The sequence below is a fragment of the Bradyrhizobium sp. B120 genome (assembly GCF_049075665.1).
Taxonomy (GTDB): domain Bacteria; phylum Pseudomonadota; class Alphaproteobacteria; order Rhizobiales; family Xanthobacteraceae; genus Bradyrhizobium.
In genome coordinates this window covers 7,505,643-7,525,061 of sequence record NZ_CP185242.1, presented here as the reverse complement: position 1 = coordinate 7,525,061, position 19,419 = coordinate 7,505,643, and the positions used below count along the sequence as shown (strand labels likewise).

At 64.4% G+C, this 19,419-nt stretch carries 18 protein-coding genes; 5 read left to right on the top strand and 13 right to left on the bottom strand.

Features of this window, described 5'->3' with window-relative positions; all coding sequences use genetic code 11:
- Positions 1-38 precede the first annotated feature (38 nt).
- The 4 genes from ACOIX3_RS35000 to ACOIX3_RS34985 all read right to left on the bottom strand — a co-directional run bounded on the left by ACOIX3_RS35000 (position 39) and on the right by ACOIX3_RS34985 (position 4,725).
- The gene (locus ACOIX3_RS35000; protein WP_420966612.1) at positions 39-857 is read right to left on the bottom strand and encodes a helix-turn-helix transcriptional regulator; all 819 of its coding nucleotides are present in this window, start codon (positions 855-857) and stop codon (positions 39-41) included.
- Positions 858-995: 138 nt separating this feature from the next.
- Entirely contained in the window at positions 996-2,246 is a 1,251-nt protein-coding gene (locus tag ACOIX3_RS34995) for an ABC transporter substrate-binding protein (RefSeq protein ID WP_176533280.1), read from the bottom strand.
- A 494-nt stretch (positions 2,247-2,740) separates the two neighbouring features.
- Entirely contained in the window at positions 2,741-3,460 is a 720-nt protein-coding gene (locus ACOIX3_RS34990) for an SDR family NAD(P)-dependent oxidoreductase (protein WP_420966611.1), read from the bottom strand.
- A gap of 20 nt (positions 3,461-3,480) precedes the next feature.
- Entirely contained in the window at positions 3,481-4,725 is a 1,245-nt protein-coding gene (locus tag ACOIX3_RS34985; RefSeq protein WP_420966610.1) for an acyl-CoA dehydrogenase family protein, read from the bottom strand.
- A gap of 393 nt (positions 4,726-5,118) precedes the next feature.
- Here ACOIX3_RS34985 and ACOIX3_RS34980 point away from each other — a divergent pair, with 393 nt between their 5' ends.
- Complete coding sequence (locus ACOIX3_RS34980; RefSeq protein ID WP_420966609.1) at positions 5,119-5,499, top strand: carboxymuconolactone decarboxylase family protein; 381 nt, start codon at positions 5,119-5,121, stop codon at positions 5,497-5,499.
- 145 nt (positions 5,500-5,644) lie between these two features.
- On the opposite strand, the gene ACOIX3_RS34975 is transcribed toward ACOIX3_RS34980, so the two are convergent.
- Together ACOIX3_RS34975 and ACOIX3_RS34970 are read right to left on the bottom strand one after the other, a co-directional pair.
- Positions 5,645-6,580, bottom strand: a complete 936-nt coding sequence (locus ACOIX3_RS34975; RefSeq protein ID WP_420966608.1) for a helix-turn-helix domain-containing protein — start codon at positions 6,578-6,580, stop codon at positions 5,645-5,647.
- A gap of 135 nt (positions 6,581-6,715) precedes the next feature.
- On the bottom strand, positions 6,716-7,489 hold the full coding sequence (locus ACOIX3_RS34970) for an SDR family oxidoreductase (RefSeq protein WP_420966607.1): 774 nt from the start codon (positions 7,487-7,489) through the stop codon (positions 6,716-6,718).
- Between the two features lie 137 nt (positions 7,490-7,626).
- On the opposite strand from ACOIX3_RS34970, the gene ACOIX3_RS34965 reads away from it, so the two are divergent.
- Positions 7,627-8,535: a LysR family transcriptional regulator gene (locus tag ACOIX3_RS34965; RefSeq protein ID WP_420966606.1), complete on the top strand. Its 909-nt coding sequence runs from the start codon at positions 7,627-7,629 to the stop codon at positions 8,533-8,535.
- A 37-nt stretch (positions 8,536-8,572) separates the two neighbouring features.
- Here ACOIX3_RS34965 and ACOIX3_RS34960 read toward each other — a convergent pair whose 3' ends face one another.
- The 3 genes from ACOIX3_RS34960 to ACOIX3_RS34950 all read right to left on the bottom strand — a co-directional run bounded on the left by ACOIX3_RS34960 (position 8,573) and on the right by ACOIX3_RS34950 (position 9,702).
- Positions 8,573-8,725, bottom strand: a complete 153-nt coding sequence (locus tag ACOIX3_RS34960) for a hypothetical protein (RefSeq protein WP_420966605.1) — start codon at positions 8,723-8,725, stop codon at positions 8,573-8,575.
- A gap of 131 nt (positions 8,726-8,856) precedes the next feature.
- Positions 8,857-9,321 carry a hypothetical protein gene (locus ACOIX3_RS34955; protein WP_420966604.1) on the bottom strand — a complete coding sequence of 155 codons (465 nt, stop codon included), beginning with the start codon at positions 9,319-9,321 and terminating at the stop codon, positions 8,857-8,859.
- Between the two features lie 42 nt (positions 9,322-9,363).
- Entirely contained in the window at positions 9,364-9,702 is a 339-nt protein-coding gene (locus ACOIX3_RS34950; protein ID WP_420966603.1) for a hypothetical protein, read from the bottom strand.
- 115 nt (positions 9,703-9,817) lie between these two features.
- Here ACOIX3_RS34950 and ACOIX3_RS34945 point away from each other — a divergent pair, with 115 nt between their 5' ends.
- Positions 9,818-10,750, top strand: a complete 933-nt coding sequence (locus ACOIX3_RS34945) for a LysR family transcriptional regulator (RefSeq protein ID WP_420966602.1) — start codon at positions 9,818-9,820, stop codon at positions 10,748-10,750.
- Positions 10,751-10,782: 32 nt separating this feature from the next.
- Here the strand turns inward: ACOIX3_RS34945 and ACOIX3_RS34940 are convergent, their stop codons facing one another.
- From ACOIX3_RS34940 to tuf, 3 genes are all read right to left on the bottom strand, one after another.
- The gene (locus tag ACOIX3_RS34940) at positions 10,783-13,056 is read right to left on the bottom strand and encodes a TonB-dependent receptor (protein ID WP_420966601.1); all 2,274 of its coding nucleotides are present in this window, start codon (positions 13,054-13,056) and stop codon (positions 10,783-10,785) included.
- A 147-nt stretch (positions 13,057-13,203) separates the two neighbouring features.
- Positions 13,204-13,575 (bottom strand): DUF2946 family protein, encoded by a 372-nt coding sequence (locus tag ACOIX3_RS34935; protein WP_420966600.1) that lies wholly within the window; start codon positions 13,573-13,575, stop codon positions 13,204-13,206.
- A gap of 195 nt (positions 13,576-13,770) precedes the next feature.
- Positions 13,771-14,976 carry an elongation factor Tu gene (gene tuf, locus ACOIX3_RS34930; RefSeq protein WP_420966599.1) on the bottom strand — a complete coding sequence of 402 codons (1,206 nt, stop codon included), beginning with the start codon at positions 14,974-14,976 and terminating at the stop codon, positions 13,771-13,773.
- Positions 14,977-15,335: 359 nt separating this feature from the next.
- Between tuf and ACOIX3_RS34925 the strand changes: the two genes are divergently transcribed.
- Together ACOIX3_RS34925 and ACOIX3_RS34920 are read left to right on the top strand one after the other, a co-directional pair.
- On the top strand, positions 15,336-15,956 hold the full coding sequence (locus ACOIX3_RS34925; protein WP_420966598.1) for a hypothetical protein: 621 nt from the start codon (positions 15,336-15,338) through the stop codon (positions 15,954-15,956).
- A gap of 124 nt (positions 15,957-16,080) precedes the next feature.
- Positions 16,081-16,854, top strand: coding sequence for an SDR family NAD(P)-dependent oxidoreductase (locus ACOIX3_RS34920; RefSeq protein WP_420966597.1), 774 nt, complete (start codon positions 16,081-16,083; stop codon positions 16,852-16,854).
- Between the two features lie 165 nt (positions 16,855-17,019).
- Here ACOIX3_RS34920 and ACOIX3_RS34915 read toward each other — a convergent pair whose 3' ends face one another.
- A complete protein-coding gene (locus ACOIX3_RS34915) occupies positions 17,020-19,203 on the bottom strand; it encodes a TonB-dependent receptor (protein WP_420971868.1) in 2,184 nt (727 codons plus the stop codon).
- Positions 19,204-19,419 lie beyond the last annotated feature (216 nt).

Here is a 19,419-nt window from a genome sequence, read left to right as displayed (position 1 = left end):
TGATCGAGAGTATCTTTTATCGTCGCTCTGGAACTCGTTCACGGCCGCAACACCTTGGCGGCGCGGCGATAGTCAGTCGGGGCCATGCCGACATTGGCGGCGAAGAAGCGGGTGAAACCGCTCTGCGAGGAGAAGCCGAGATCGAACCCGATATCGGCGATCGGCGCTTCGGTCGCCACCAGCGCATCCAGCGCCTGCTCCATGATCAGGGTGTTCATGTAGAGGTGAGGGGTGACGCCGGTCTGGGTGCGGAACAGCCGGTAAAAATGCGGCCGCGACAGGCCGGCCTCGCGCGCGATCGCATCGAGCTCGATCTCGGCGCCGGGGCTTTCCGACATCAGCTTGATCGATTTGCGCACCCGGAAATCGGTCACCGCGGCGGCCGCCCGCGCATCCTGCGCGGCCTGCCAGCTCTCCTCGTAGCAGGAGTCGATCAGTTGCCTGAGCTCGCAGTCGAGGCTGCGCAGCGACGGCGCGCCGCACACCAGTGCTGCGGTGCGGCGGATCAGCCGGTCGAGCGCCTCGGTGCGGGGAAAGAAGGTGCGGCCGAACCGCAGGCCCTGCGCGCTCGCCGGCTGCGGCACGAACCATTCGGCATTGACATAGAGCACGAAGAAGATCGCGCCGTGATCCATGTCGGTCGGCAGAAAATTGTGCGGTTCCCATGGGTTGACCGCGACCACGGTGTCGTCCTTGAGCAGCAGGCGGTGCTCGGAGACATCGATCTGCGCCGGCGTGCCGCCGACATGAAAGATCAGGTGCCCTTCGCGGTGCGCATGCACGTTGAAGGGACGGTTCAACTGATAGACCGTCGCGCGACCGAACCGGCCGTGGAAGACGGCAAGCGCCCTGCTCATGCCTCCCCTCCCGCGGGATGTTCTTGTCTTTTCGACAAGCGTTCATCATCCGCCCGCGGAAAGCAAGGGCGAGCAGGGCTCCTCGTGCAACCGCGCGCTTCCGTCACGGCTGGCTTGCTCGCACCTGCAACAAATACGTCAGTACTTCTTGCACTCCGGGACCGTGCGGCTCGGCAGGCCGATCTTGGCGAACACCGCCGGATCATAGCCCAGCGTCTGGTTGACGTTCGGGATCACCTTCACGACCTTGCTGAACAGCGCGCCCTTGCCGTCATCGACCACCTCGGTGACGAAGTTGGTGCCGATCGCCTGGCGGTTGGCGTCGAGCTTGATCTTGCCGTTCGGGGCGTCGATCTCGATCTTCGCCAGCGCGTCCTTCAGCTTGGCCTGGTTGTTGGAGAGATCGCCATTGACCTGCCGTAGCGCCAGGATCAGCGCCATGGTCGAGCCGTAATAGTTGGTCGCGAGCAGCGACGGGCTCGGGAAGCGTTTGCTCTCCGGGAAGGAGTCTTGATAGGCCTTCACGAATTTCTGCCAACCCGGATCCTCCCAGGTATCGGCCTGGCCGCTCGCGGCGATGGTGCCGATCAGCGCGTTCTTGGCGCTGCCCTTCGACGACAGGATGGTCTGGTCGATCATGATCGAGCCGCCCATCAGATGCGCCTTGCCGCCGGCCTGCTGATACTGGTTGAGGAAGTTGACGGCGTCGGCGCCGCCGAGGCCGAGATAGATCGCATCGACATCGTCGGGCAGGGCGGCGATCACCGAGGCGAAGTCCTTGGTGCCGAGCGGCACCCATTGCCGGTTGGTGACCTGGCCGCCGGCACCGCAGAATTCGAGCACCAGGCCGAACACCTGGGTGTAGATGAAGGAGTAATCCTCGCCGACGGTCGCGATCTTGCGATAGCCCTTGGTCTCATAGGCGTATTTGCCGAGGCCGACCTGCCACTGCGCGCCGTCCATGTTGTAACGGAAGAAATTCGGCGCCGGATCGACATAGGTCGTCTCCTGCGCGCCGGAGGCGGCGTTGACGAAGGTCAGCTCCGGATGGGTCTTGGCAAAATTCTTCACCGCGATGCCCTCGTCGCCGGACAGCGGCGACAGCAGGATCTGCACCTTGTCCTGCTCGATCAGCTTGCGCACCGCGCGCACGGCGGAGTCCGGCGTCGCATCGGTCGAGGCGACGATGAATTCGAGCTCCTTGTCGCCGATCTTCTTGCCGAGCACGTTGAGCGCGGTCTGGTGGCCGCGCATGCCATCCTCGCCGAGCACCGTATAGGTGCCCTCGAGCGTCGCGGTGACGCCGACCTTGATCTTCTCCTGGGCGAATGCCGTGCCCGAAAGCAACAGGCTGCTCAACGCAATCAGTCCCAAACTGCCTTTCAACATCGCTCTCCTCCCTCTGTGTTGTCACCGGCGTCCACCTGGCCTGACGAAGGCGGATGGGCGTCCGGTTGTTGCGGGCAAAGCTAGCCGAAGGCAGGCACGGCGCGGATGTCGTCGCGGCGGGGGTGCTTAACGGGCAGTCTCATTTTGATTGTTGCGCCGCAACGAGGTTCGCGGCGCCATGTCGCGGTTACTTGCTCGGTGTCATCGCCCGCGCATGCGGATGATCCAGTATTCCAGAGGCGGCTTTGCTTGAGCCGAGAGGCCGCGGCTTCTCCGGTGTCGTCCCTGCGAAAGCAGTGACCCATAACCACTGCCTTTTGCGATGGAATTCGCTGGGGCCCCAGCGTCGCACAACAACTGTACCCTGTGGTTATGGGTCCTGGGTCGCGCTTCGCTTGCCCGGGACGACACTGAATTTGCAGCAGCGTTCGTAACGTGACCCATACATCCGCTGCCGCGGGGCGCGGAGCGCCAACGTGGTCCGGGCATCGCTGCTACGGCATGTGGTGGCCCGCGGCCTGTCCGCCGTCGACGTGGAGCACTTCTCCGGTCACGAATCCTGCGCCATCGAGGTAGAGCACAGCGCCAACGATGTCGGAGATCTCTCCCATCCGGCCGACCGGGTGAAGCGCGGCCAGCGCTTGATGCGCTTCCGCCGGGTGCATCGGGGTCTTGATGATTCCGGGCGACACCGCGTTGACGCGAATTCCGGTCCTTGCATATTCGATCGCGAGCGCGCGGGTTGCGGCGTTCAGGGCGCCCTTTGTCAGCGAGGCGAGGGCGGCGGGAACGCTGCTCATCGGCTGGTCGACGAGACTGGTCGTGATGGTGATGACGTGACCGTGGCCCTGCTTGCTCATCAGCTCCAGCGCGCGCCGGGTCATGTGGAAGAAGCCCGTCACGTTGGTCGAGATGTAGCTGGCGTAGTCATCCTGCGTATAGGCCGTGAATGGCTTCGCGATGAAGATGCCGGCGTTGTTGACCAGCGTGTCGACGCGGCCGAAGCGCTCCAGCGCCGCCTTGAATACGTTCTCCGCCGTATCAGCTGCGCCGACATCGCCCGCCACCGTGACGATATCCGCGTCAGTGGCCGGCTTGATCGAGCGTGACGTCGCAACGACCCGGCAGTTGCGATCCCTGAAGGCCTGAACGATGCCGGCGCCGATCCCCTGCGATGCGCCGGTGACGACTGCCACTTTCCGCTCTGTGCTCATGATTGCACTCCTTTTTCGCGCTATGCCGCGCCGCTTGCAGCCAGCGGGCTGTAGTCGCGGCTCTTGAACATCGTGTGCAGTTGCCGCCTCCGGATGCCGAGATTGCCGCCGTCGAATATCGGCAGCGCGAGCGCGTCCTGCAGCAGGCTGCCGAATGGCGCCTCATGATCGTAGCTGTCGATCCCGACCACCCGCATCAGATCGGTGATGACGCGCACGGCGGCCTCGGAGCCGAAGATCTTGGCCTGCACCGCCAGTTCCTCGGCCGCCGGCGACTGGGTGTCCAGGGCATGGCAGGCGCGCCAGCTGAGAGTGCGCGCCGCTTCGATCGTGGTCTTGGCATCGGCGAGCGCGTATCCGACCGCCTGATGCTCGATGATGGGGTGGACGCCGCCGCGTTTTTCGCTGCGGGCAAAATCCAGCGCGAACGCGAAGGCTGAGCGCATCAGCGCGACGCCGAAGATTCCGACCAGTGCCGCGGTGCCGGTGAATGCCGCCGCGGTCAGCGCCAGGCCGGCACCCTGCTGCCCGAGCAGATTGTGGTGCGGCGCCGTGACGTTCTGAAAGCCGAACTGCGGGACGAGGTGGGCGCGATGACCGATGCTGTCGATCGCGCGTTCGAACACAAGGCCGCTCACCGGTCCTTGCACGGCAATGATCGAGATGGCTGCGTCGGGCTCTGCTGCCGGATCGGTGCGGCACACGATGGTCAGAAGATCGGCGCCCTCGCGATTCCAGCCGGTCGCCGAGGACACCCATTTCTTGCGGCCGTTGATCAGCCAATCGTCGCCTTCGCGCCGGGCCGTGGTGCGGACGCCCTCGCCGGGCGGCGGCGAGGCGGCGTTGGCGCTCCCGCCCGGCTCGCTGGAGCAGAAGGCGGCGAGCGGCGCGCCGCTGGTCTTCAGGAACGGCGCGAGCAGCCGTTGACACTGCTCCGGCGTGCCGCCGAGCAGCAGCGGCAACAGGCCGAGCACGCTGCCGAGCATGGTGAGCGTTACGCTCGGGTTCACGCTGTAGAATTCCTCGGCGAGGATCGCCATGTCGATCATGCCGGCATTGTCGCCGCCCGCGGGCGCCGGAATGCATTTGCGTAAGTAACCGGCCGCCACCATCGCCTCGTAGGTCGGTTTGGTGGCGAGAAAGCGTTGCTCGGGCGTCGCCAGCTTTTCGGCGGCCCTGGCCTCGGCCAGCACCTCCCTGGCAAATTTGCGGGAGGCGAGCTGCAGCTCGCGCTGCTGTGCCGTGAGCGTGAAATCGATCGCCATGCCAATGCCCTCCGTGTCGGCGGTTCGGGCTATGGCTATCGCGGTGTGGTCAGGAAATCTTGGACGGCAGTGCCCGATTTCTTGGCGCGGAGTGAACCGGCAGCATGACTCGGAAATGTGCGGTGCAGCGCGGCATGTGAAGCGCGTCCGATCCCGGTAGAGTTTCTGGCTCGGCCGCTGCAGGACAATACGGGGCGGTTTGGAGCCTGTCGAAAACAGGCGCCTTCCCGTAGCCAAAAATCTCGCATAAGTTTTTGCCGAGCTACCGAGACGGGAGCGCCGAATCTTCGTTTGGACGAACCGGTAGCGCGCATGCCGTCGGCAGGCATCGGCAGCATTTCAGCAGACCTCGCTTTTTTGGAATAACGCATCTCAATTTTAGGGAGATTAGCCATGAGAGCTCTATTGGTGAGCGCTGGCTTGGCGCTGTTGTTGGCTTTCACGTCGGAACCAAGCGCCAGCGCTCAGGAGGCGCCTGAATGGATGAAGCAGGCACTTCCTGACCAGGCACTGAAGCCGCACTGGGACGAATACCTGGCCGTGATGAATCCCACGGGAGCTTTGGACGGGAAAACCAAGCACCTGATTGGCCTTGGTGTGGCAGCGCAAATTCCATGTGAATATTGCGTTTACGCTCACACTAAAGCGGCAAGAGCCGCTGGTGCGACCGAAGCTCAAATCAAGGAGGCCATTGCAACCGCCGCGCTCGTCCGTTTCAACAGCACGATGCTGAATGGCTCGGATGGCGGCCGCGAGTGGCTTTCGCGGAAATAGCTTTGGTGTCCGTCTCGAAATTTTGTTGAATCCGTTGAATCCTTTTTGATTCAAGGAAGGCGGTCCGATTCGAGAAGGCGCAATTACTCACCGTGCCCGAAGCGGAACGTCTCGCCGCGGAGCGCCGCGCGGGCCTCGTCGCGCTTCAGTGCGCGGCGGCGCGGCGGAATTCGCGCGGGGCGAGGCCGTTGTGGCGCTTGAACAGGCGGTTGAAATGCGAGATGTCGCGGAAGCCCGCGGCAAAGGCGATCTCGGCAATGGTCTTGTGCGCTGAGGAGCGATCGAGCAGGGCGCGCGTGCACGCGGCAATCCGCTGTTCGTTGACGTGTTCGCCGACGGAGCGGCCGGTGCTCGCAAACAGGCGGTGCACGTAACGTTCGGAGCAGCGGAATTTCGTGGCCAGCGCCGGCGCGCCGAGCTCGGGGTCGTCGCTGTGACGCGCGATATGGTCAAGCATCATCGACAGCAGCACCGGCGTATGCACGCGCTCGGCCGACATGTCGGCGAGGATGTCGGGTGCGTGCGCGATCAGCTCGGCGATATGCGTGCCGAGCATCGCCGAGGTTGTTGCGAGGCGGCCGCCGCTCAGGCAGAGCTCGGCGTAGCTCGCCAGCGTCCGCGACAGTGCGCGGCCGGTTTCGGTCGCGGACAGGCCGAGCCGCGGGCGATCGAACAGCGTGTCCGGCAACAGACGCCGTGGCACGGCAAAGCAGAACAGCTCGAAGTGATGCCGGTGGGCGATCTCGAACGGCTGGGTCGTATCGGCAATCGCGAGATCGCCGGGGGCGCTGATCTGCTCATGGCCGCGCTGCGAGGTGCGTCCGAGCCCTTCGAGCTGGAGGTTGACGAAGCAGAGGTCGTCGGTGCTTGCAGCGATGTGCGAGGCGAGCCGGTGCACGATGTGCCCGCTCGCCGTGACGCGCGATATCTGCAGCGGCGCGGCGTCGACCTTGCAGATTGCGCCGGCAAACGACTCCTCGGCAATCCGGCGCGGCTCCAGTCGCACGAAGGCAGCTGCGAGGTCGTCGGCCCAACTGCCGAAGGGCTGATCCGGACGGGCCGGCCTGGTCGACCATTCCATGTGCGCCTCGAATAGACCGTCACTGCGAAGGGCCCAGCGCGGCGAAAGATATCGCCGGCCAAACCGGCGGTCAAATTCCGCCGGCGGTCTGTTTCCCCTGCAATGAAAGGCGCGTGCATGCAGGGAAGGTCAACTTCACTTCGTGGTGTAGCCACCGTTGACCAAAATGGTCTGGCCGGTCATCCACCAGCCGTCCGACACCAGGAGGCGGATCCAGGGCACGATATCCTTGATGTCGGTGAGGCCGGTCTTCGAGAAGCCGGACAGCGCCGCTGCCGACTTGTGATAGGCGACCGCGTCGGTGCCTTCGGCCGGATAGAAGAACGGCGTGTCCATCGGACCGGGGCCGATCGCGGTCACCGAGATGCCGCGTGCGCCGAATTCCTTCGAGGCGGCGCGGGTGAAATGCTCGACCGGCGCCTTGGTGCCGGCATAGGCGGCATAGAACGGCGTGTAGGCGCCGAGCAGCGACGTCACCAAGGTGCAGATCTTGCCGTTGTCGTTCAGATGGCGGCCGGCTTCCTTGAGGAAGAAGAATGCCGACTTGGTGTTGACTGCGCTCATCGCGTCGTATTCGGCCTCCGAGATCTCGACCATCGGTTTCTTCAGCACTTTGCCGACGGTGTTGATCGCGATGTCGGGACGGCCGATCGCAGCGATGGCATCAGTGAACAGCTTCTCCATCGCGCCTGATGTCGTGAGGTTGGCCTGGAAGGCGACCGCATTGGCACCTACAGCCTTGATCGCAGCGACGGTCGCGTCGGCGTCGGCCTTGGTCGCGGCGCTGTTGTAGTGGATCGCGATCGCTTTCGCGCCGTGCGCCGCGAGATCGCGCGCGATCAGGCCGCCGAGGTTCTTGGCGCCGCCGGCGATGATGACGGTCTTGCCCTTGATGCTGTGGTCGGTCATGGCGTTCGCTTCTCCGGATCGTGCGGCCGCGCCGTGCGCCCGCTTTCTGGAGGCAACGATATCGTCTAGGATTTCCCGATAAAGCCGTGCATTCTGACGTCACTTGTCAGGGATGGCGAACAATCGGGGCGCTAATCGTGGACCGCATCGATCTCTTCCGCATCTTCGCCCGCGTCGTCGAGTGCGCGAGCTTTACGCGGGCGGCCGACACGCTCGGCCTGCCGCGCTCGTCGGTGTCGTCAGCGGTCGCTGAGCTGGAGCAGCGCATCGGCGCCCGGCTGCTGCACCGGACGACACGAAAAGTGTCTCTCACCCATGATGGCGCGGCGTTCTACGAACGGTGCCTGCGCGTCGTCGCCGATGTCGAGGAGGCCGAGACCCTGTTCCGCCATGCCGCCGCCGAACCGTCGGGCCGGCTCAGGGTCGACGTGCCCGGGCGGATCGGACGCCTGATCGTCGCGCCGGCGCTGCCGACTTTCCTGGATCGCTATCCGCAGATCGACATCGATCTCGGCGTCACCGATCGCGCCATCAACCTGATCGCGGACTCCGCCGATTGCGTCGTGCGCGTCGGCCCGCTCGGCGATTCCGGTCTGATCGCGCGGCCGCTTGGCAATCTCGTGCTGATCAATGTCGCGAGCGCAGGATATCTCACGCGCCACGGCACGCCGCAGACGCCCGACGATCTCGCCACACATTGGGCGGTCAACTACGCCTCGCCATCCACCGGCCGCATCGAGGAGTGGGAATGGTGTGAGCAGGGTGCGTCGCGCAGCATTGCGATGCGCGGCCGTGTCACCGTCAACAGTGCGGAAGCCTACATCGCCTGCTGCCTCGCCGGCCTCGGCCTGATCCAGATTCCCGCCTACGACGTGAAGCGGCATCTCGATGCCGGAGAGCTCGTCGAGCTGATGCCGCAGCATCGCGCCACGCCGATGCCGATGACCTTGCTCTATCCGCACCGCCAGCACCTGTCGCGGCGCCTGCAGGTGTTTGCCGATTGGCTGACGGCACTGCTGAAAGAGCAGCTGCTGGTCGCGGGCTAGAACTTCGGCGCGATGCCGGCCTGGAAGCTGCGGCGCGTCATCGCCTGCTGTTGCCGGCGCGGTTCGAGGTCGTCCTTGTCGCGCGCTTAACCTCGACCTTGGGTTGGAAAAACAGGCCGGGCATCACCGAGACCAGTCCGAAGGTCATTCCGAGGAATGCCAGGAACGTATCGAGAAAATTGATCTCCATTTCAGTTGTCTCCATTCGGCTTGCACCGGGCTGCCCCGGTGCAATGCGTTCGATGAACTAGATATGGTCCGGTACATTACTCGGTACAATAGAAACATTGATCTCGGAGCAATACTTTCAATGCTCCGCGTCTAGGCCGCAATCCGGCCCTGCTGCGGGTGCCGCTGCTCGATGGCCTTGACGGAGTTTTCGAATGCTTTCTCCAGGACGCCTCTGCCGATCGACCCGAGCACGAGACCGAGGAGCCATCCCCTGAGATTCTTGCCCTCACGCACCACGACCACGTCAATGTCGGTCGTGCCATTGGAGCGCCTTGCGAAACTGTAGGTGTGGCCCGACCTGCCGCCCCACACATTGGAGTCGGTCGTCGCCAAGACGACATGGTCGGGATCGGACCAGTCGTAGTGCAAGCGTTCCCAGATGCCGTTCGAGCCTTCCGTCACATCCGCCTGCAAGGGGCCGCGATGATGCACCTTGAGATAGGCATCGGCGCTATTGCCGAACAGTTTGGAGCGGCCCGGCCCGAAGTCGGTGAGGCCGGCGACGTACTGCTCGGGCGTCAACCTGCTCGTCCGATGAAGATGGATCGTGGACATCTGTGGCTCCTGCACCTGTGATGGAAGGCTCCGCTGTGACGACTAGTTGGACAGTGCGCCCGACTTGCGGACGGTCACGCTGTCGCCGTTCCGGCTGATCTCCAATGCGCCTGCCTGGTTCGGCGTCGAGAGCAGGGCGCGCTGACCGGGTGCGAGCACCGAGACGAAGCGGACGGGGGTTCCGGCCTCGCCCTGTGCGAGCGTGGTCACGACGCGATATCCGTCGGGCTCGACCGTGTAGTAGGCGACGCCGGATACGTCGCCGAGATGAATGCTTTGGGCCTCGATCGGCCTGAGCCCGCGCGCCTCTGCGGCGCCAAGCGAGGCTCCAAGTGCGGCGAGGGTGAAGGCGGCGGCGAGAACTGAACTGCGGATCGACATGGGATCCTCCATTGGCTTGAGTGTCAGAACCTGGGCGGCGAGCGATGGCCCGTCTGCTCCCTTGCCGGAGGAGATGGTGAGGCTATGATCATCGATCAAACAGATAGGATCGATAATGGCCATCGATACCGTCAATTTGGGTCGCATCGACCTGAATCTGCTTGTTCATCTCAATGCGCTGCTCACCGAACGGAGCGTGACCCGGGCGGCCAGCTCCGTCGGCATTGGCCAATCCGCGATGAGTCACAATCTCGCGCGCCTGCGCGAACTGTTCGATGACGAGCTGCTCACGCGCGCGGCCGATGGCATGCGCCTCACCCCGCGCGCAATGACCTTGGTCGATCCGGTGCGGACGGCGCTCGCCCAGGTCGAGACGGTGCTGCTACGCGACCAGTCGTTCGATCCGGCAACGGCGGTGCGTACGTTCAGGCTCGGCCTGTCGGACAGCATGGAAATCCTGATCGTGCCGCGCCTTCTGGCGCGTATGCGCGAGATCGCGCCGGGCATTTACTTGCGGCTCTATAATGTCGATACATCCCGGCTGCTCGATGACCTCGACGCCGACGAAGTGGATCTCGCGCTCTCCTACGGGCCGATCCAGCAGGGACAATTGCATCACAAGCAGCGCGTGCTGTTCACCGAGAGCTTCCTTTGCATGTTCAATGCAGAGAAGACCGGTATCACGCCGCCCATCTCGCTTGAGGACTACGTCCGGCTTCCGCACGTGCTGACCAGCCTGCGGCCGGGGCGCACCGTGCGCGGCTTCGTCGATGAAGCGCTCGAAGAGCTCGGCCTGCAGCGGTCCGTTGCGCTGACCACGCCGCGTTTTCTGACGGTGCCGTATCTGGTGGCGCAGGCGCCCGTGATCGTCACGATGGGCGCGCGGCTGGCGCGCCGCTTCGCCGCCGATCTCGGGCTCAGCCTCAGTCCGCCGCCGGTGAAGGTGAAAGACGTTACGGTGTCATTGCTGTGGCATGCGTCCTACCATCACGACCCGGCCCATGTCTGGTTGCGGGACCAGCTGGTCCAACTGGTCGCCGAGCTATGAGCCGGCACGGCGCGCGCCTCGCGCCGGCCTCCTCAGAACTTCTGCGTGATGCCGGCATAGAATCCGCGGCGGGGCCCGTATTGCGGCGCGAACACGCCGATGCCGGAGCCGTCGCGGATCTGGTACACGGTGTCGAACAGGTTGACGACGTCGAAGCGCAGCGTGGTCGGCTTGTTCGGCGCGACGATGTTAAAATCGTGCGAGACGCCGAGATTGACCTGCGCGTAGGGCGGCACCGTGCCCGTATTGGCAAAGCCGTCGCGCAAGCCTGACCCGTAAATCACCGACGCGCTGAACTTGGTGTCGCGCCATTGGTACCAGCCGCCGACCGATGCGGTCAGCGTCTGGGCATGGTCGGTGTTGACGTAATTGTTGGCGATGTAGGCCAGTTCGTCCGGATCGAACAGATATTGGTTCGAGACGACCTGGGTGGCGACCTGCCTTGCGATCGCGACATTGCCGTAGAGATGCAGATTATCGTGGTCGTATCGCGCCGTCAGCTCGACGCCCTCGTTGGTGCCCTTCGCATAGTTGAAGGCGGTCAGGACGTAGGCCTGGCCGAACTGGCCGTCATCGAGCAGGTCGGTCGCGATCTTGTAATAGGCATCCATGCCGACCTCGAGGCCGGGGATCGCATCAACCTTCTGCGTGACGCCGATGTCGAACACGTGCGAGCGCTCCGGCAGCACGGGGTCATTGGCGGTGGTCGCCGGCTGCGCCGTCGTGTTCTGCACCAGCGCAAGGTTGGTCGGTGCCGCCAGCACCTGTTCGGGCGGCGTGAAGTTGCGGGCATAGCCGGCATGGAAGGTCGTGCCGTCAGTGGGTTTCCATGTCAGGCTGATCCGCGGGCTCAGCTGGTTGGCATCGACATATTGCCACATCTGGTCGAAGCGCAGGCCGGCATTGAGCGTGAGCTGGTTGGTGATCTTCCACTCGTCGGCGATGTAGGTGGAGAACAAATATCCGGTCTTGGCGCTGGAATCGAATACCGAGAGCGGCGCATCGATCGGGTTGCCGGAATCGTCGAGAGGCAGCACGGTCGAGCCGTTGTTGACCAGCGAGCGCTCGGCGCTGACGGAAACGCCGAACTTCAGCGTGTGCGCGAAGCCCAGCCGGTAGGAGGTGTCCTCCTGGATGCCGTTGATGAAGCTCTGGCGATAGACGTCCGACGCGACGCCGTTGAAGACGAGATCGCCGACCGGATCGGGCATGAAGTGCAGCTGGCTGTAGCGATTGAAATAGGCGACCTGGTAGTCGAACCCGTCGCCCGACTTCTGGTAGGCCACGACGTTGAACTGGTTGAACTCGTGTTGCCGTTCGTTGAGCAGCGCGGAATCGAAGTTCGAAACGCCGTAGGCGGTGAAGGCCGGAGCGTGGCCGGGATTGTTGGGGATCTGATAGCCGCCGTTGGAGACGCCGCCGATATAGGTCAGCCGGCTGGTCGGATCGATCGCGGTCGAAACGTAGGCAAAGCCCTTCTCCTGATCGGTCCGGTCGTGGATCGCGCTATAGGCCGGCGTCGGGTTCTCGATGCCGACATCGCTGCCGAAATAGCGGCCGGAGATGTAGTACTGGGTCTGTCCGATCGTGCCGCCATAGTCGACGCTGGTGGTGAAATTGCCGTGGCTGCCGCCATAGACGCTTATGCTGCCGGAATTGTTGAAAGCGTCGGTCTTGGTCCGGATGTCGAGCACGCCGGCGGTGCGCAGGCCATACTGCGCGGGCAGTGCGCCCGTGATCAGCGCCATGCTGCCGACGATCCCGGTGTCGATGATCTGGCCGAACGCGCCGACGCCGTCGGGCAGCATGATCCCGTTGATACGGTATTGCAGGTTGGCGTGCTCGTTGCGCACGTGCAGTTCGCCGCTTGCGGCGGAGTCCTGCGAAACCCCGGGCGCCTGCAGCAGCGCCTTGTCGAGCGTGGTGTTGGTGCCCTGTGGCAACGCCTCGAGGGCTTGCCGGCTCATCTGGTAGCTGTTGGCGCCGGTCGGCGCCAGCAGCGCGGCGCGGGCCTGGTCGAGCCGGGTATTCTGGCTTGCGACGGCTTGAGCCTGGGTTTGCTCCGGAGATTCCGGCGTCGCCGATACCGCGCCGGTTCTGCGCGCGCGGTGGCCGCCGCCGCTCGCAACGCGCGTCTTCGGCTTGTTCGGTCCTGATGGCGCGGTGTGGCGTTGCGGCGCCGTCACCGTGATGTCGGGAAGAGTCGTTGTCGGCGCGGTCGTCTGCCCGAATGCGGTGCCGTTGATCCCGTAGACCAAGAGCGATGCAGCGCCGGCGGCGGCACGTCGTCTCATAATTCCTGACATGGTGGTTCCCGATCTCACGAGGCTGCGATCCGGATCCTCACCGAAGGACGCGGTCGAGCCCGCCGTCGATGCGCGACGGCGAAATTCCCCATTGCTCAAACGGCAGCCGAATGGTGGCCGCGTTCGACGTTCAGTCGTGCAGGGAGTTCAGGAGATCGGAGGCGCGCGCGGCTGATAGTGCAGCCGGCCGATGTCGAGCGGCGCCACATAATTGTCAATGTGCCAGGCGAGCAGAGCTGTGGCATCGGGCAATTGGAGTGGCGGCAGCGCCGGTGCCGGCGTCGCCGAGTTGACCATCGCGACCACGGCGCAGATCGCGCAGAGATCCGCAGCCTGATCGGAATCAGGATTCGAGCGAGGCTCGTCGCGCGAGGCGTTCTCGACATGCGCCGCGAATGACGTTGTGGTCTGCGGCGCCGCCACGGCATGAAAATGGCCGAACGACAGCACGAACTGGATCGACAGCGCCAACAGCGCCAGCCGAGCCCCGTGCCTGATGTTCGAACGAAACCACTTCATGACGACGCCATTTCCGCGTCGAGAGGTCACAAGACCGATGGACGGCGCCTGCGACGCGGTGTCGCACAGTTTCGAAAACGTGCCGGCCTGTCAATCCGCATTGCTGAGCGGTGTGATCAATTTCCAGGCGATTGGATGACTTTGCAAATCGCGACGTTGGAAAATGGGGCCCGGCTCGCGCCGCGCCCCCATTCCTCACTCCACGATCGCGGTGACCACGCCGGCACCGACGGTGCGGTTGCCTTCACGGATCGCAAAGCGCGACCGCGCCTCGAGCGCGATCGGCTTGTTGAGCTCGATCGTGAACTCGGCGCTGTCGCCCGGCATCACCATCTCGGCGCCATTGCCGAGCTGGACGGTGCCGGTGACATCCGCGGTGCGGAAGTAGAACTGCGGACGATAATTGGCGAAGAACGGCGTGTGGCGGCCGCCTTCGTCCTTTGTCAGCACGTACACTTCCGCGCGGAAGGTCCGGTGCGGCGACACACCACCCGGATGCGACAGCACCTGACCGCGCTGCACGAGAGCCTTGTCGACCCCGCGCAGCAGGCAGCCGACATTGTCGCCGGCCTGCCCGTGATCGAGGATCTTCCGGTAGCTCTCGATGCTGGTCACGACCGACTTGCGGGTCGCGCCGAGGCCGACGATCTCGACCTCGTCGCCGATCCTGATCGTGCCGCGCTCGACCAGCCCGGTCACCACGGTGCCGCGGCCCGCGATCGACTGCACGCCTTCGATCGGCATCAGGAACGGGCGATCCTTCGGCCGCTCGGGCGGCTCGATATAAGCGTCGAGCGCCTCGAACAGTTTGAGGATCGCCTGATCCGCCAGCGCACCGTGCTCGCCGCGCAGCGCCTGCATCGCCGCACCGCGCACGACCGGCGCGTTGTCGCCGTCATACTGGTACTTTGACAACAGGTCGCGCACCTCGATCTCGACGAGATCGACCAGCTCCGGATCGTCAGCGACGTCGCACTTGTTCAGGAACACCACGATGCGCGGCACGCCGATCTGGCGCGCGAGCAGGATGTGCTCGCGCGTCTGCGGCATCGGTCCGTCGACGGCGGAGACGACCAGGATCGCGCCGTCCATCTGCGCCGCGCCCGTGATCATGTTCTTCACATAATCGGCGTGGCCCGGGCAGTCGACGTGCGAATAATGGCGCGCCGCCGTCGAGAACTCGACGTGGCTTGTCGCAATCGTCAGGATCTTCGTATCGTCACGCGTACCTTGTGCGGCCGACGCCTTGGCAACGTCCTGATAGGAGACGAACGCGCCCCAGCCGTGATCGGCTGAAACCTTCGTCATCGCTGCCGTCAGCGTCGTCTTGCCATGATCCACGTGGCCGATCGTGCCAACATTGCAGTTGGGCTTGAGGCGGATGAACTTCTCTTTGGCCATGGGACACCTGTGGTGTTCGAGCTCCCGTGCTGGGTTTGCACGACTCGAGGCACCGCGAGAGCCCGTTCGGCGCCAGGAGCCGCTTCCGCTCCGGGCTGCCTTCCAATGTCAGGTGTGACGTGGGGTCAGGTCCAAAGCAGAATGGCGGCGGACGAGGGCATTAGCCCTCCCGTCATCAGCACTGATGCTCGCTGTGACTGCCGCATGTTGGAAACCTGGGTCGCTCGCTCTACAAAAGGAGGCGCGTACATAAGCGGTCGCCGCGCGATTGGCAAGAGGCGGGGCTGTCGCGCCGAAGCGCAGCACTGGCATTGTCGACGTCCGACGGGTATAGTTTGGCCGCACGTGACGGTAACCTGATGTCCACTTTCGCAAGCAAATTCGGTCTCGCAATCATCGCCGCAGTGCTCTGTCTCGGCGCCCAGCAGGCCAACGCCCAGGCTGGGCCGGTGCGCTACTGGACGCCGGGCTCGCTGTTCGGCTTCGGCGGCAGCCTGGCCGACGGCCAGAAGGCGGACACCTACGGCAACTTTCCGGGCTTCGACGCCACCGCCCCGCAAGGCGGCGACTTTTCGTATCTGAACGGCCGTCCGGATGGCTGGTTCATCGGCGGCGAAGGCGGCCGCGCCGGCTGGAACGCGCTCGGTCGATCGGCGGCGTTCGGCTCGCTTGAATATCAGGGCGCGCAGGTCGGCTACAATTTCAAGGGCGTCGGCGATACGCCCGTGACGTTCTTCGCCGGCTTCGACTCATTGAAATACAATCCGCCCGGCGCCGGCGGTCCGCTGGCGCCGTTCAGCGGCAATCCCGGCGTCAACGCCGGGTATACCGCGCGTGCCGGACTGGAGTTCCGCCCGACCTCGAATGTCACCCTGTCGTTCGGTGCTGGTTTCACCCAGCAAGGGGCGGAGCGCATGGACAGCGACATTCATTCGCAGCTGCTGCCCGGCCAGTCACCGGTTCTGTTCGGCGGCCGCTAGCGCGAAGCCCCCAGCCTGACGGTAGCGCGTCAGCGCAAGACCACAGCGTTGCGATCCTGATCCAACCAGAACTTCAATCAGAACCAAGAAGGCTCGAGCTCGCGAGCACAGTCAGGATCGAACCATGGACATGCAAGGCAAGATCGCACTCGTCACCGCCGCAGCGTCGGGCGCCGGCCGCGCCGGCGCGCTTATTCTCGCGCGCGAGGGCGCGGCGGTAGCGATCGTCGACCAGAACGAGGCCGGCGCGAAAGCGGTGGTCGAGGAGATCAAAAAGGGCGGTGGACGTGCGCTGGCGCTGGCCGGCGATCTGCGCGACGACAAGTTTTCGCGCGATATCGTTGCTGCGACCGTGAAGGAGTTCGGCGCGCTCGATTGCGTCTGGAATCATCTCGGCATTCCCGGTCCGTCCGTGATCGACGATCTGGAAGGCTGGGATCTCAGCGTCGATCTCAATCTGCGCTCGCAGTTGATCACCACCAATGCCGCGCTTGGGCAGATGACGGCGCGGCGGAAGGGCAGCATCCTGTTCACCGCATCGACCTCGGGCCTGGTCGGCTCGCCGTGGAGCCCGACCTATTCGGCGGCCAAGGCCGGCGTGATCGGCCTCGCGCGTGCGCTCGCCAAGCGCCACGCCAAAGACGGCGTGCGCGTCAATGCGATCTGTCCCGGCGCGATCGACACGCCGATGCTGCGGGTGTTCGTCAACCGGCCCGACCAGCCGGGCCACAACGAGGCGGACCCCGAAGAATTGATCAAGGCTGCGGTGACCCGCAACCCGATGGGCCGCGCAGCGCGCCCGGAGGAGATCGCCGAGGTCGCGGTGTTCCTGCTGTCGGACAAGGCCTCGTTCGTCACCGGCATCGCGATGCCGGTCGACGGCGGGACGGTGGCGTAGCGCGCGGCATCAGTCCGGCCCGCGGAGATGATGTGGGTTGCTCTATCCACGTCATTGCGAGCGAAGCGAAGCAATCCATCGCGCCGCGAATGAAATTGGATTGCTTCGTCGCTTCGCTCCTCGCAATGACGGCGTAGAAGGCATCGTGGGCCCCAGGAAATTTTCCTAGAACTTCGCCCTGATGCCGGCGTACGCGGCGAGCGGCATGCCGGGCACGAAGGTGCGGGGATCGCTCAGCTGCGCCATCAGGTTGGGGAGGCCGCCGGCGCTGCTAAAGCCGCCCGTTTGGTAGAACGCGCCGCTCAGATAGTAGTGCCGGTTGAACACGTTGTTGATCAGGCCGAACACCTCGATGTTCTTCGTGACCTGGTATGACGTGTGCAAATTGACGACCGAGTAGGCCGGCACCTTCGGGCTCTGGTTGGTGTAGTCATGGATGATCCACTGGCTGCCCACGAAATTGAGGTCGGCGCCGACCTTCCACGCATCTGTCACGTTGTAGTCGACGCCGGCCTTGAAGCGGTGCGCGGGAATGCCGGGGATATGGTCACCCGGCGTGACGTTGACGAATTGCGCGCCGGCGTCGTTGGTCAGCGCATTCGGATTGTTCGGCGAGGACAGCGTGATCGCGCTTCGATAGGTCGCGTCGACATAGGTGTAGTTGGCGTAGGCGTTCCAGCGGTCGAGGCGATAGTCGAGCTTGGCCTCGATGCCTTGCCGCAAGGTCTGTCCGGCATTCTGGAAGAAGCCGAAATTGTTGACGCCGAGTGGGCTCGTCACCTGGATGATGTCGTCGTCGGACAGGGTGTGGAACACGCCGAGCCCCCAGCTCAACATGCCGGTCCTGGCGTCGCGGCCCCAGCTGCCGCGCAGGCCGGCCTCGACGGTGTGCGACACCACCTGCTTGAGCGGCGGGTCGGCCACCAGGAAGGTGTCGATCATGCAGGGATGGTTGGGATCGGAGCAGCCGAGCTCCAGCGGCGTCGGCGCGCGGTTGGCCTCCGAATAGCCGGCATAGGCGGTGAGGTTCGGGGTGATCTTGAAGGTGCCGCCGATCACCGGGTTGAAGCGCTGGAAACGATTGCTGCTGTTGAGCAGGTCGTTGGTCCCGGTCTGGTCCTGCAGGTCGATCTGGGCATAGTTGAACCGTCCACCGGCGGTGACCGAGAGCCTGTTCGTCACGTCGAACGTGTCGGTGAGGTAGACGCCGGTGTAGGTGTTGGTGGCGCGCAGATCGACCGGGCTGAGACCGGCGTCGGGCTGGTTGATGAAGACCCCGGTGCCCGTCACGAACAGATTCTGATCGACGGTGCCGAGCTCGCTGGTCGCGGTAAACTTGGTGTTGCCATGGTCGACGCTGACACCCATCACGACGTGGTTGTCGTGCCCGAACAACCTGTCGGAATTGGTGAACTGGGCCGTACCACCAAAGCTGTTGGTCGCAGCCCGGTTACGATCGAGTTCGCCAAGGAAAGCGTTACCCAGCGTGTTCGGAGTTGCGGGGCCGTCCGCAGGACCGAAGACCGGAAGGCCGTCGCCGATGCACAAGGTCGTGGGATCGTCGCACGGCGCAACGTCGGTGCCGTTGCCGTCGGCATGGGTCTGCCGGAAGCCGCGGAAATAGGCGTTGCCCTGGAACGACCATGTGTCCGAGAAATTATGGCTCAGCGTGGCGTTGACGAACGCGAGCTGCAGCATCGTCGATTGCGGCCAGGTGTAGACGCTCGACCAGCGCTGGTTGAGCATCTCGACCGGCGTTGCGGCGACGTTGCCGAGCAGATTGCTGGCGCCGGTGAAATTGACGTGGAATTCGGTGTCGTCGTTGCGCGCGCCGATGTCGACATACATGCGATTGACGTGCGAGGAATTGGCGTAGTCGCGCCATCCGCGGTCGTAGGCGGATTCGAACGCAGCATAGGCCGAGTAATTGTCCTTCTGGCCGCCGGCCTGCACGCTGCCCTGCACGCGTCCAAAGGAGCCGCCGAACACTTCACCCTCGACGCCCTGATAGGTGAAGCCGTTCTTCATCTGGATGCTGAGCGCACCGCCGATCGCGTTGAGGCCGAAGATGGGGTTGTTGGGCACCAGCGACACCCGGTCGATGGCCTTTTCCGGGATGAAATCCCAGTTGACCACGTCGCCCCAGGATTCGTTGATGCGGACGCCGTTCTGATAGACCGCGATGCCCTGCGGCGTCCCTTGGACCGGCGAGGCGACGAAGCCGCGATAGTCGAGATTGCGCTGGAACGGATTGCCGGTCTGGTCGGTCAGCGTGACGCCGGGCAGCTTGCGGTTCACCGAGTCGAGAAAGTTGGTCGAATAGTTGCGGCTGAAATCCGCCGAGGTCAGCACCTCGGTGTTCGACGGGATCTTGTCGCGGTCGAGCAGGCTCGAGTCGCGGTCGGAGGGGCTCGGGACGCCGGCGCCGCCCTCGGGCGCCGCCGCGGTTTGGGCCGGTGCGGCCCGGGTTCGGGCGGATCGCGAGGTCCGCACCACCGGTCGGGCAGCAGGCTTGATGCTGCGCGTACCCGAAAGCGGCGAGGGGGCAATCACGGTGACCGGCGG

Excerpts from the sequence above, each read along its gene's own strand:
- ACOIX3_RS34970 (WP_420966607.1), bottom strand. The coding sequence starts at position 7,489 with ATGACCGACCACAGCATCAAGGGCAAGACCGTCATCATCGCCGGCGGC.
- ACOIX3_RS34925 (WP_420966598.1), top strand. The coding sequence starts at position 15,336 with ATGTCCACTTTCGCAAGCAAATTCGGTCTCGCAATCATCGCCGCAGTG.
- ACOIX3_RS34960 (WP_420966605.1), bottom strand. The coding sequence starts at position 8,725 with ATGGAGATCAATTTTCTCGATACGTTCCTGGCATTCCTCGGAATGACC.
- ACOIX3_RS34980 (WP_420966609.1), top strand. The coding sequence starts at position 5,119 with ATGAGAGCTCTATTGGTGAGCGCTGGCTTGGCGCTGTTGTTGGCTTTC.
- ACOIX3_RS34950 (WP_420966603.1), bottom strand. The coding sequence starts at position 9,702 with ATGTCGATCCGCAGTTCAGTTCTCGCCGCCGCCTTCACCCTCGCCGCA.
- ACOIX3_RS34945 (WP_420966602.1), top strand. The coding sequence starts at position 9,818 with ATGGCCATCGATACCGTCAATTTGGGTCGCATCGACCTGAATCTGCTT.
- ACOIX3_RS34990 (WP_420966611.1), bottom strand. The coding sequence starts at position 3,460 with ATGAGCACAGAGCGGAAAGTGGCAGTCGTCACCGGCGCATCGCAGGGG.
- ACOIX3_RS35000 (WP_420966612.1), bottom strand. The coding sequence starts at position 857 with ATGAGCAGGGCGCTTGCCGTCTTCCACGGCCGGTTCGGTCGCGCGACG.
- ACOIX3_RS34985 (WP_420966610.1), bottom strand. The coding sequence starts at position 4,725 with ATGGCGATCGATTTCACGCTCACGGCACAGCAGCGCGAGCTGCAGCTC.
- ACOIX3_RS34955 (WP_420966604.1), bottom strand. The coding sequence starts at position 9,321 with ATGTCCACGATCCATCTTCATCGGACGAGCAGGTTGACGCCCGAGCAG.
- tuf (WP_420966599.1), bottom strand. The coding sequence starts at position 14,976 with ATGGCCAAAGAGAAGTTCATCCGCCTCAAGCCCAACTGCAATGTTGGC.
- ACOIX3_RS34940 (WP_420966601.1), bottom strand. The coding sequence starts at position 13,056 with ATGTCAGGAATTATGAGACGACGTGCCGCCGCCGGCGCTGCATCGCTC.
- ACOIX3_RS34935 (WP_420966600.1), bottom strand. The coding sequence starts at position 13,575 with ATGAAGTGGTTTCGTTCGAACATCAGGCACGGGGCTCGGCTGGCGCTG.
- ACOIX3_RS34995 (WP_176533280.1), bottom strand. The coding sequence starts at position 2,246 with ATGTTGAAAGGCAGTTTGGGACTGATTGCGTTGAGCAGCCTGTTGCTT.
- ACOIX3_RS34975 (WP_420966608.1), bottom strand. The coding sequence starts at position 6,580 with ATGGAATGGTCGACCAGGCCGGCCCGTCCGGATCAGCCCTTCGGCAGT.
- ACOIX3_RS34920 (WP_420966597.1), top strand. The coding sequence starts at position 16,081 with ATGGACATGCAAGGCAAGATCGCACTCGTCACCGCCGCAGCGTCGGGC.